Annotated in this window: 11 protein-coding genes; 3 read left to right on the forward strand and 8 right to left on the reverse strand. The window is 72.0% G+C overall.

Going from position 1 to position 11,039, the window contains the following annotated elements:
* Positions 1-104 precede the first annotated feature (104 nt).
* The 4 genes from H5J33_RS11915 to H5J33_RS11925 form a co-directional block, all read right to left on the reverse strand.
* Positions 105-1,247, reverse strand: coding sequence for an LLM class flavin-dependent oxidoreductase (locus H5J33_RS11915; protein ID WP_181794873.1), 1,143 nt, complete (start codon positions 1,245-1,247; stop codon positions 105-107).
* A 41-nt stretch (positions 1,248-1,288) separates the two neighbouring features.
* Positions 1,289-1,849 carry an NADPH-dependent FMN reductase gene (ssuE, locus tag H5J33_RS11920; RefSeq protein WP_181794874.1) on the reverse strand — a complete coding sequence of 187 codons (561 nt, stop codon included), beginning with the start codon at positions 1,847-1,849 and terminating at the stop codon, positions 1,289-1,291.
* A 207-nt stretch (positions 1,850-2,056) separates the two neighbouring features.
* Entirely contained in the window at positions 2,057-2,140 is an 84-nt protein-coding gene (locus H5J33_RS38660) for a putative leader peptide (RefSeq protein ID WP_350710819.1), read from the reverse strand.
* 126 nt (positions 2,141-2,266) lie between these two features.
* Positions 2,267-2,443, reverse strand: coding sequence for a hypothetical protein (locus tag H5J33_RS11925; protein ID WP_181794875.1), 177 nt, complete (start codon positions 2,441-2,443; stop codon positions 2,267-2,269).
* Positions 2,444-2,684: 241 nt separating this feature from the next.
* Between H5J33_RS11925 and H5J33_RS11930 the strand changes: the two genes are divergently transcribed.
* Positions 2,685-3,119, forward strand: coding sequence for an SPW repeat protein (locus tag H5J33_RS11930; protein ID WP_181794876.1), 435 nt, complete (start codon positions 2,685-2,687; stop codon positions 3,117-3,119).
* 378 nt (positions 3,120-3,497) lie between these two features.
* Here H5J33_RS11930 and H5J33_RS11935 read toward each other — a convergent pair whose 3' ends face one another.
* Together H5J33_RS11935 and H5J33_RS11940 are read right to left on the reverse strand one after the other, a co-directional pair.
* Positions 3,498-3,947: a GNAT family N-acetyltransferase gene (locus H5J33_RS11935; RefSeq protein WP_258565023.1), complete on the reverse strand. Its 450-nt coding sequence runs from the start codon at positions 3,945-3,947 to the stop codon at positions 3,498-3,500.
* 199 nt (positions 3,948-4,146) lie between these two features.
* Positions 4,147-5,592 carry an APC family permease gene (locus tag H5J33_RS11940; RefSeq protein ID WP_181794878.1) on the reverse strand — a complete coding sequence of 482 codons (1,446 nt, stop codon included), beginning with the start codon at positions 5,590-5,592 and terminating at the stop codon, positions 4,147-4,149.
* Between the two features lie 200 nt (positions 5,593-5,792).
* On the opposite strand from H5J33_RS11940, the gene H5J33_RS11945 reads away from it, so the two are divergent.
* The gene (locus tag H5J33_RS11945; protein WP_181794879.1) at positions 5,793-8,510 is read left to right on the forward strand and encodes a glycosyl hydrolase 2 galactose-binding domain-containing protein; all 2,718 of its coding nucleotides are present in this window, start codon (positions 5,793-5,795) and stop codon (positions 8,508-8,510) included.
* Between the two features lie 45 nt (positions 8,511-8,555).
* Here H5J33_RS11945 and H5J33_RS11950 read toward each other — a convergent pair whose 3' ends face one another.
* Together H5J33_RS11950 and H5J33_RS11955 are read right to left on the reverse strand one after the other, a co-directional pair.
* The gene (locus tag H5J33_RS11950) at positions 8,556-9,995 is read right to left on the reverse strand and encodes a hydrolase (RefSeq protein ID WP_181794880.1); all 1,440 of its coding nucleotides are present in this window, start codon (positions 9,993-9,995) and stop codon (positions 8,556-8,558) included.
* Positions 9,996-10,206: 211 nt separating this feature from the next.
* Positions 10,207-10,578, reverse strand: coding sequence for a MerR family transcriptional regulator (locus H5J33_RS11955; protein WP_181794881.1), 372 nt, complete (start codon positions 10,576-10,578; stop codon positions 10,207-10,209).
* 60 nt (positions 10,579-10,638) lie between these two features.
* On the opposite strand from H5J33_RS11955, the gene H5J33_RS11960 reads away from it, so the two are divergent.
* The coding region (locus H5J33_RS11960) for an MFS transporter (RefSeq protein ID WP_181794882.1) at positions 10,639-11,039 on the forward strand (401 nt) is incomplete at its 3' end.

An 11,039-nucleotide genomic window follows, 5' to 3' on the forward strand; every position in this document is an offset into this window, starting at 1 on the left:
GAGGCACATCTGCGGGCCCTGGGCGGGGCGCCGGCGGACGGCGGGGAACGCGACACCTGACAGGCGCGCCCGCCCCGCCTCCCCATGGGAACGCGCTCGGCCGGTCAGATGGCGACCGGTGCCTCCGGGGCGGCGGCGTACGCTCGCCCGTCGGGGTGGGTCCACAGCCCCTGCGCGGCGAGCCGGGGCAGTACGCCCTCGCCGAACCAGTACGCCTCCTCCAGGTGCGGATAGCCGGAGAGGACGAACTCGTCGATGCCGAGGGCGTGGTACTCCTTGATCCGCTCGGCCACCTCCTCGTGACTGCCGACCAGCGCGGTCCCCGCGCCGCCCCGCACCAGCCCGATCCCCGCCCACAGGTTGGGGTGGATCTCCAGGCCGTCGCGGCTGCCGCCGTGCAGCGCGAGCATGCGCCGCTGCCCCTCCGACTCGCTGTGGCCGAGCCCCTCCTGGACGGCCCGTACGGTCTCGGGGTCGAACCCGTCGAGCAGCCGGTCCGCCTCCGCCCAGGCCTGCGCCGCCGTGTCCCGCGTGATGACGTGCAGCCGGATGCCGAAGCGGAGGGTACGGCCGTGCGCGGCGGCGAGCCCGCGGATCCAGGCGATCTTCTCGGCGACCTGCGCGGGCGGCTCCCCCCAGGTGAGGTACACGTCGGCGTACCGGGCCGCGACCTCGCCGGCGGCCGGTGAGGAGCCGCCGAAGTACACCTCGGGCACCGGATCGGGCAACCGGCCGAGCCGCGCCTCCTCGACCCGCAGGTGCTCCCCGTGCAGGTCGACGCTCTTTCCTTCCCACAACTCCCGCACCACGTGCAGGAATTCGCCGGTACGGCGGTACCTGGCGTCCTTGTCGAGGAAATCGCCGTAGGCCCGCTGTTCCCGGCTCTCCCCGCCGGTGACGACGTTGAGCAGCAGCCGTCCCCCGGTCTGCCGCTGGAACGTGGCCGCCATCTGCGCGGCGAGCGTCGGCGAGACGAGGCCGGGCCGGAAGGCGACGAGGAACTTCAGCCGTTCGGTGTGCTGGCTGACCATGGCGGTGGTCAGCCAGGCGTCCTCGCACCAGGCACCGGTCGGGGTGAGCGCGGCCACGAAGCCCAGGTCCTCGGCGGCGCGCGCGATCTGGCTCAGATAGGCGACCGTCGGGGGCCGGTCCCGGCCGGACGTGGTCGCCGGGGTGCCGTGGCCGCCGCCGACGACATCGCGGCTGTCGCCGTTGGTGGGCAGGAACCAGTGGAAGGTGAGGGACACGGGGTCTCCGATCGCTTGTGTCCGTGGGGTGGTCGGGCCGCTCAGCCCGCGGTCGCCGCCGCCAGTACCGGCGCGCGGTCCAGGGCGGCGGCGAACTGGTCCACCACGTGCCCCAGTGCCTCGGCGGTGGCCGGTGCGACGGTCAGGGAGCCGTCGTCCCGCACGGTGATGTCCTTGTCGAGGGTGAACCAGCCCTGGACTATGTGCGTGGCACCCATGGAGTTCAGCACCGGCCGCAGGGCGTAGTCGATGGCGAGGACATGCGCGGTGGAGCCGCCGGTGGCCAGCGGGAGCACCGTCTTGCCGGTGAGCGCGTACTGCGGGAGCAGATCCAGGAGCGCCTTGAGGACACCGGAGTACGCCGCCTTGTAGACGGGTGTGCCGACCACGACACCGTCGGCGCGGGCGAACAGCCCGGTGGCCTCGACGATGGCGGGGTGCCCGAAGTCCGCGCCGAGCAGGGCGTCGGCGGGGATGGTGCGGACGTCGAGCGGGATCACCTCGTGGCCCTGGGCGATGAGCCGCTGGTCCAGGTGGCGCAGCAGGAGGCTGGTGCGCGAGGAGGCGGAGGGGCTGCCGGAGACGGACAGGACGGTGGCCATGGGTGTCTCGTTTCTGGGGTGCGCCGGACGGCCGTACGCGAGCGGGGCGCCCGGGGAGAAGGCGGACGGGAGCACCGCCTCCCGAGCCGGGCACGCGGAACCCCTGTTACGGAATCGCTCGACGGGACGCCGGGGCAGCCGAATCCGGTGAAGGGAAAGGGAGTTCGGCCGCGCCGGGGCCCGGAGGAGAAGGAAAGGGCGGGCGGATCAGGCCGCTGCGCGACAGGAGGCGCTGGAGACGCGTGCGAGATCGACATGGCGTCGCCGCGTGAGATCCAGTCGCATGGTCATGCCATCGATCGTGGCAGCAGCCCGCGAGGACAGTCAAGGAGATCGCGGCCGTTCTCGTATCGCGGACCACGGGTTCCACGTCCGCCGCGGCCAGTCCCGCGGCGGCCGGGTGCGGACGGCCGGCCCTCAGGCCCCGCCGTCCTCCTCCCGCCCCTCGACCACCACGAGGAAGGCGTCCGACTTCAGATCCATCACCACGGTCGCCGGTTCACCCTCGGCACGTCGGGCGGCGGCGTACTCCTCCGCGGGCCAGGAACCACGCGGAGCCCCGGCGGGAAAACGCTCCAGCACCCTCGCACTCATGACGGCGGCCACCTCCTTGTTCACCGGCCCGAACGGGACGCGCCGTGGAATGTACGGCTTGTACCGATCCACCTGCCCCCGATAGGCGCGAACATGCCACCCCGAGGCCGTTCCACCGGACCCTCCCCACCCTCTACACATAAGCCGGCAATAAGGGCAAAATAGGGGCATACGGTGCACTCGCCATGCGCCGGACCAGACCTGGCCCGGCCTCGGCCTGCGAGGTCAAAGGAGACGACTCATGGCCGACTTGCACAGGGGTGACATCTCGAGCCACCCCGATGTCTCCGAGATGCGGGACCGCTACGCCCGCGTACTCGGTGGTCGTGATGTGGCGCTCGTGGACGGGCCGGTGTTCCTGCTCGGCCTGTACTGTGCCGCGTCCCCGTGGATCCTGCACTACACGGCGAGCCAGCCCGCCCTCGTCACCCACAATCTGATCGTGGGCGTGGCGATCGGCCTGCTGGCCCTGGGATTCACCCGGGCACCCGAGCGCATGTACGGCTTGAGCTGGGCCATGTGTGCCATGGGCATCTGGATGATCATCGCCCCGTGGATCGTGGGCAGCCGCCCGGACACGGGCGTCGTCGTCAACAACATCGTCATCGGAGCCCTGGCCCTCGTCCTCGGACTGGTGTGCGCCGGGACGGCCGCGAAGAGTACTCCGAGGCCGTAGCACGCGGGCCGCGGACCGAGGCCGCGGAAACCAGGGTCACGGCGCCCGGGCCGTGGGAGCCCGGACCCCGGACCCCCGGACCACGAAGGAGAAGACCGAGGAAAGGAGACGAGGAGATCGGTAAGGAAGAAGAACGACGAGGCCGGCCCGCCAAGCGGACCGGCCTCCCCTTGTCCCCGGTCAGCGGGCCGGCCTCCGCCACGGCTCCCGCGGCGGGGGCCGGCCGGTCTCGCGGCTTGAGGCTGGACAGCACGGCCGGCCGGACGCGACGGCGGGGCCCTCGCCCTCGCCGGTCAGGCCGTCATGGTGACGGTCAGCCGGAGGATGTCCCCGTACGGCCCGATCGGTTACCCAAGGCGGCGAGGCGATCGTCCGCTGTCAAAGGTCCGCGTCGGGCCGGGCCGGCACCGTGAAGGAGATCCACACGTCCGGCGGCAGCTCCGGCCGGCCCGGCACCGGGCGCGGCTCGCGGGTCCAGGCGTCACCGGCGAGATCCCCGGCGACCCGGGGCCAGAACCGCGCCGCGGCGGGGTTGTCCTCCTGGTAGGCGATCTCCCACGGCCCGGGGTGCCGGGTGAGCACCTCACGCGCCGCCCGCAGCCCGATGCCCCGGCGCCGGGCACCGCGCACCACGAAGAAGCTGTTCAGCACGCGTACCGGGCCGTCGAGACCGCGGACGAACGCGAGCCCGGCGAGGCGGTCGCCGTACGCCAGCAGGTACGGCGCCCAGCCGGGGTCGGTGAAGGCGGACGCCACCCATTCGCTCCGGAAGCCGCCATCGGCGGCGGGCAGGACGCCCCGGAACTCGGACAGATCGTGGCGGAACATCAGCCACAGCCGTTCCACGGCGGGCCGGTCGTCGGGGGTCGCGGGGCGGACGGCGAGGTCCGCGCTCGTGTTCCCGGCCGTGTCGGCGGAAATGCTCTCGGAGGTGTTCTCGGTCGTGAACGTCTCGGTCGTGTTCTCGGTCATGAACGAGAGCGTCCCCGACGGATCGCGATCCGGCCGGGGAGGTGATGTCCGTAACCTAGCTCATTTCAAGGGCGTTGTGGGTCTCGCCGATGTCCTCGCCGGTCTCCTTGGGGCCGAACGGCCAGACCCTCTCGTGCCGCGCCCACCCCAGGAAGGCCACGCAGCCCAGGGCCAGCCAGGCCAGGGACCACTCGATGGGGTGGCGGCCCGGGGAGTTGTGGTCGGCATAGCCGTAGATCACGCACCAGCCCGTGAAGGCGAGGACGCTCGGCAGCGGGTACAGCCACATGCGGTAGGGGCGGGGCAGGTCCGGCCGGCGCCGGCGCAGTACCGTCAGCGCCACGATCTGGGCCAGCGCCTGCACGATCACCATCACCGTGGTGAGCAGCTGGATCAGGGTGGCGAGGTCGGTGTGGCGGCCGACCAGGAAGCCGACGGCGGTGATCACACCCATGGTGGCCAGGCCGGACACCGGGAACCGGTGCCTGGGGTGCAGCCGGCCGTACGCGCGGAAAAAAACCCGGTCACGGGCGGCGTCGTAGGGCACCCGGGAGCCGCCGAGCAGGCCCGTGAAGACGGAGGCGAACGCGGTGACGAGGATCAGCACGGTCACCGTGTCCGCCGCCGGCCCGCCCCAGGTGTCCTCCAGCACCGCGGAGGCCACCGAGGTGGAGGCGATGTCCCGCGGGTCGGTCATCCGGTGCCAGTCGACCACGCCGAGCGTGCCGATCTGGAGCAGCAGGTAGATCGCCATGACACCGAGGATCGAGAAGAGCACCGAGCGCGGGAGGGTCCGGCCGGGGTTCTTGATCTCGGCGCCCATGTAGGCGGTGGTGTTGTAGCCGAGGTAGTCGTAGATCCCGATGGTCAGGCCCGCGGCGAAACCGGGCCAGTAGTGGTCGCTCATCACATTGAAGGCGCCCTGTGGGTAGGTGAAGGCCATGTGTGGGCTGAAGTGAGTGGCCGCGGCGGTGATCACCAGCAGTACGGAGGCGATCATCACGGTCCACAGGACGGCCGTGATCCGGGCGATGTGCTCGATGCCGCGCCAGAGCAGGAGCACCACCAGGGCGATGACGCCGAGCCCGGCCAGGTCGCCGGCCGTCTGCCCGAGACCGGGGGCGAGATAGCCGAGGTACTGGACGAAGCCGACCACGCCCGTGGACATGATCAGCGGGATGAACAGCATGGCCGTCCACACGAACAGAAACGGCATCAGACGGCCGGTGCGGTGCCGGAAGGCCTGGCGCAGATAGACGTAGCTGCCGCCCGAGCCGGGCAGGGCGGCGCCCAGTTCGGCCCAGACGAGGCCGTCGCACAGGGCCAGAACCGCGCCCGCGAGGAACCCGGTGACCGCCTGCGGGCCGCCGAACGCGGCGACCATCAGCGGGATCGTCACGAACGGGCCGATGCCGCACATCTGGCTCATGTTGATCGCCGTGGCCTGGAACAGGCCGACACGGCGGACGAAACCACCCGTGGGTGGCGGGCTACCGGACAATGGGGCCTCCTGACACGGCGGGCGTCCGACGCACCCGGCGGTTGCTGACCTACCGTCATACACACGATGGCGAAACGATCCTGCCCAAGCCGGCGGCGGCCTGCGCCGGTCTCCGCGAGGCTCGTTGACAGTGTCCGGGGCGCGACCTAGCGTGACTCAGGTTAGTAAAGTTTCCTAACTTTACGAGGCTGGAGACCGCCGTGTTCCCTCGCCCCACCCGCCGGCTCCCCCTGGCCGCCGCGGCGCTTCTCGCCCTGGGCGGCGCCCTGACCACCGGTGCCTGGGCCGGCCGCGGGGAGGCGACCGAGCCCCACCGGCCGGACCGGATCACCCCCGTCCCCTCCGCCGCGGGCACCAGCACCCCGCTGTCCGGCTATGTCATCCAGTCCGCCGCGAAGGTGGGCGACCCGGCGGCGGCCGTGTCCTCCCCCGGCTACCCGGCGCGGAACTGGTACCCGGCCGGTCCCCGTTCCACCGTGCTGGCCGCGCTGCTGGCGAACGGCGTGTACCCCGACCCGTTCCGCTCCACCAGCCAGCGGCAGATCCCGCGGGCCGACTTCGAGGTGCCGTGGTGGTACCGGTCGGACTTCGCGGTCGAGGACACCGCGCGCCGCACCTTCCTGGACTTCAGCGGCGTCGTCTCGGCCGCCGACGTCTATGTGAACGGCCGGCTGGTGGCACCGGCCTCCCGGGTCGCCGGCGCCTACACCCGCCATGAACTGGACATCACCTCGCTGGTCCGGCCGGGCACGAACACGGTCGCCTTCCGGGTACGGCCCAACGAGCCGAACCGGGACCTGACCATGGGCTGGCTCGACTGGCTCCAGCCGCCGCCCGACCGGAACATGGGCCTGGTCCGCGACGTCCTGGTCCGCCGGGGCGGCCCGGTCGCGCTGCGCGACGCGCACGTGGTCACGAAGCTGGCGGTGCCCTCGCTCGCCACCGCCGACCTGACGGTCCGGGCCCAGGTCCGCAACGACACGGGCTCCGCCGTCACCACGCGGGTCACCGGCAGCGTCGGCGACATCCGGTTCGGCCGGACGGTGACGCTCGGCGCGCACGAGTCCAGGACGCTCTCCTTCTCCCCCGCCGACGTCCCCGGTCTGCACCTCACCCGACCCGAGGTGTGGTGGCCGGCCGGCATGGGCCGACAGCCGCTGTACGCCCTGGACCTCACCGCCACCGTGGCCGGCACACCGTCGGACACCGCGCACGAGAGCTTCGGCATCCGGGACGTGCGGGCCCCGCTGAACGCCGACGGCGCCCGCCAGTACCGCGTCAACGGCCGTCCCCTGCTGGTCAGGGGCGGCGGCTGGTCCCCGGACGAGTTCCTGCGCTGGGACCGCGCCTATACCGAGGACCGCCTGAGGTACGCCCTCGACCTGGGCCTGAACACCATCCGCCTGGAAGGCCATCTGGAACCGGACGAGTTCTTCGACCTCGCCGACCGCTACGGCGTGCTCGCCCTGCCGGGCTGGGAGTGCTGCGACAAGTGGGAGGGCGACGTCAACCCCAACGGATCCGGCGAGCCGTGGTCCGACGCGGACCACACCGTGGCGCGGGCGTCCATGGCCGCCGAGGCCGCCCGGCTGCGCGACCACCCGAGCGTGCTGTCGTTCCTGATCGGCAGCGACGCCGCGCCGGACGCCACGATCGAGAAGGGCTACCTGGACGCGCTGAAGGCGGCCGACTGGCCCGTCCCCGTGGTCCCCGCCGCGTCCGACACCTCCTCCCCGCGGCTCGGCGACTCGGGCATGAAGATGACGGGCCCCTACGACTGGGTGCCGCCCGCCTACTGGTACGCCAAGCGGGAGGGCGGCGCCACCGGCTTCAACTCCGAGACCAGCGCGGGCCCGAGCATCCCCACCCTGGACACACTGCGCCGGATGATGACACCGGCCGAACTGGACACCCTCTGGAAGGACCCGGGCGCCCGGCAGTACCACCGTTCGCCGTCCCTCACCTTCGGCACGCTCAAGATCTACGACGAGGCACTCACCGGCCGCTACGGCGCTCCGACGGGCCTCGCCGACTACGTGCGCAAGGCCCAGCTGGCCCAGTACGAGACCGTGCGCGCCCAGTTCGAGTCGTACCGGCGCAACGCGACCGACCGCGACCGGCCCGCCACCGGTGTCGTGCACTGGATGTTCAACAGCGGCTGGCCCTCGCTGCACTGGCAGCTGACGGACCGTTACCTGGATCAGAACGGCGCCTACTTCGGCGCGAAGAAGGCCAACGAGCCGCTGCACGTGCAGTTCTCCTACGACGACCGCTCCGTCGTGGTGGTGAACAACCGCACCGCTCGCGTCCGGGGCCTCACCGCGCGGGCCACGCTGTTCGATCCCGACGGCACGCGCCGTTTCGACCGGAGCGCCGGCGGGGTGGCGGTGGACGGCGGCGGCGCGCATGCCACCGCGCTGACGCTGCCGCCCTCGGTGGGCGGGCCGGCGCGCACCCATCTGCTGCGGCTGGTGCTGACGGACGCGGACGGCAGGGAGGTGAGCCGGAACGTGTACTGGCTCTCCACCCGGCCCGACACCCTCGACTGGAGCGACACCACCTGGTACTACACCCCGACGACGGAGTACGCCGACCTGACCGGGCTGGCCTCGATGGCCCGGGTGCCGGTGACGGCGACGGCGGTCACCCGCGCGTCGGACGGCGTGTCGACCACGAGGGTGACCCTGCGCCACCACGGGCGCGGGACGACTCCGGCACTGCTGACGGACGTCGACGTGGTCGGCCCGGAGGGCAGGCCGGTGCTGCCGGTGCGCTGGTCGGACAACCAGGTGAGCCTGTGGCCGGGCGAGTCGGTGACGCTGACCGCCACCTACCGGACGGCAGGCCTGCGCGGCTCGGCACCGAGGGTGCGCGTCTCCGGCTGGAACACGCCGGAGACGACGGTCCCGGCGGGCTGACGGGGCGGGAGCGGAGCCGCACGACGGCCCGCCCCCGGGCCCGGTTCAGCTCACGTCGAGCGCGGTGTCGTCCACGACGAACGAGGTCTGGTACTTGGAGCCCTCGGTGCCGGTGAACTTCAGCGTGACGGTCTGCCCGGCGTAGCCGCCGAGGTCGAAAGTCCGCTGGGTGTAGCCGGTGGCGGCATCGAGGTTGGAGTACGTGGCGAGGGTGCGCAGCACGGTCCCGGAGCCGTTCAGGACCTGGACCTTGAGTGTGTCGTAGGCCGTGCTGGTGGTGGTCTCGGCGGTGTCCACGTGCAGCTGGAAGGTCAGCCTGGCCGCGCAGCCGGCGGGGAGGGTCACCGACTGGGCGAGGGTGTCGGTGGTGGCGGTGCCGTTGCCGTCGAGCCAGGCGTAGTAGGAGCCCGAACGGGCGGTCCGGCCGGTGGAGTTGGTGATGACCCCGCTGGTGGTGGTCCAGACGGTGCTGCCGGACTCGAAGCCGTTGTTGCCGAGGAGCTGGGCGGCGGTGCAGCTCGTCGAGCCGCCGCCGGTGCCGGTGCCGCCCGCGCCGGACAGCCACTCGGTGGCGTTGAGCGCGAGGGCGGCGTTGGTGGCGGTGGTGTCGTTCCAGCCGTCGTAGAGGGTGTTGCCGGACTGTCCGGTGCCGTCGTCCACCGGGGAGCTGTCGCCCCAGAAGGCCACCCGGCCGCTGCCGAAGGTGCTGGTGGCGAAGAAGGCGCCGGTGTTCCCGGAGTAACCGGTGCGGTAGAGCAGGCCCTTGACGGCGGGGTTGTCGGCGGGCTTGAGGGTGGCGGTCGTACCGCTGGCGATCAGGCTCTTGGTGACGGTGCCGAAGGAGCCGTGCAGCACCGGGTCGGTGCCGTCACTGATCGCGGCCGGATGATCGGAGCCGATGCTCAGCGAGTCGACGGAGAAGCCGAACGGGTCGGTGGAGTCGACGCCGTTGTTGGTCATCAGGTCGTTGAAGATCTCGACCGCGTCGTAGCCGTCGTTGTCGCGGTCGGCTCCGGTGTGGTCGGAGATCATGAACAGTCCGCCGCCGTTCTTGACGAAGTTCATGATTGCTGACTTTTCAGCATTGGTATACGGCGTGTTGGGTTCCGGCAGGACCAGCGTGTCGAAGTTGGACAGGTCGGTGGCGGAGGTGCCGCCGTAACCGAGACCGGAGCCCGGCGGCAGGGTCTTCAGGCTGTAGCCGCCGGTCTTCTGCAGCGCGACGCCCCAGGAGGACAGGGCCCCGGTCCAGTCGGTCTCGGCGGACGGGGAGGAGTCCTGGCCGAGCGGGTCGGGCTGGCTGGTGGAGATGATCCAGTCGGCGTTGCCGGCCGTCTCGGCGTGAGCGTTGTCGAACAGCACGCGGTGGGTGGCCGCCGCGTGGGCGGGGGTGCCGGTGCCGGTCTGTACGGCGACCGCGGTGAGCAGCAGCGCCGCGCCGGCCAGGGCGGTGGTGCCGCGGCGGGATCTTTTCCGTCCGAGCATCCGTCGAACCTCCGTGAAGGGTGGGGAGAGGCGGTGCGGGCGCCAAGTCTGCGCGCGTAGAACCGGCTTGGGGTGTCCTCCGCGCGTCGGTTGGCTGAAATGTACATGGCGACCAGGGCGGCTGAACAGAGGGTTCCGGCATCGGCGGGAGCGCGCCGGATCACCGCCGGCGGCGCATGGGCGACGCGACGCGCCGGCCGCGCCGGCAAGGTCAGCCGCCGTCCGGCCGTACCGACGCCAGGTAGGCGGTGAGCCGGTCCCGGTTGCGGGCCAGGCAGTCGATGCGGGCCTGGATGCGGTCGATGTGCTCCTGGAGCAGGGCGGCCGTCCCGGGCGGCACGTTCTCCGGGGACGGCACGAGACGGCCGGGCCCGCACAGGTACGGCAGGAGCGCGCGGATCATCCCGGTGGTCAGCCCGGAGTCCAGCAGGCCCCGGATCTGCCCCACCAGCGCGACCGCGGACTCCGGGTAGCTGCGGTAGCCGTTGCCGGCGCGGTCCGGGTGCAGCAGGTCCTGCTCCTCGTAGTAGCGCAGCAGCCGGGGGGCGACGCCCGTGCGCCGGGACAGCTCACCGATGCGCATGGCGCCTCCCGCCTCCCGCGCTTGACCCTCACACTGATGTGAAGCTTCCACCATGGTCGCATGACTCCGTCTTCCCAGGTCAAGGGCGGTCGCCTGCCGTGGTCCGGGCTGCTCGCCCTGTCCTCGGCCGCGTTCACGGCCGTACTGACCGAACTCCTCCCGGCCGGCCTGCTGCCCGCCATGGCACCCCCGCTCGGGGTCGCCGAGTCCCGGATCGGCTTCCTCGTCACCGCGTACGCCGCGGCCTCCTTCGTGGCCGCCGTTCCAGTCACCGCAGCGCTGCGGGGGCTGCCCCGGCGGCCGGTGCTGTGCGGTGCGCTGCTGGGGTTCGCCCTGAGCAACGCGCTGGTGGCGCTGTCGTCGTCGTACCCGCTCACCGTCGTGGCGCGGCTGCTGGCCGGGGCGATGGGCGGCACACTGTGGGCGATGCTGGCCGGGTACGCGGCCCGCATGGTGCCCGC

The organism is Streptomyces sp. WELS2, from assembly GCF_013870595.1.
Taxonomy (GTDB): Bacteria; Actinomycetota; Actinomycetes; order Streptomycetales; family Streptomycetaceae; genus Streptomyces.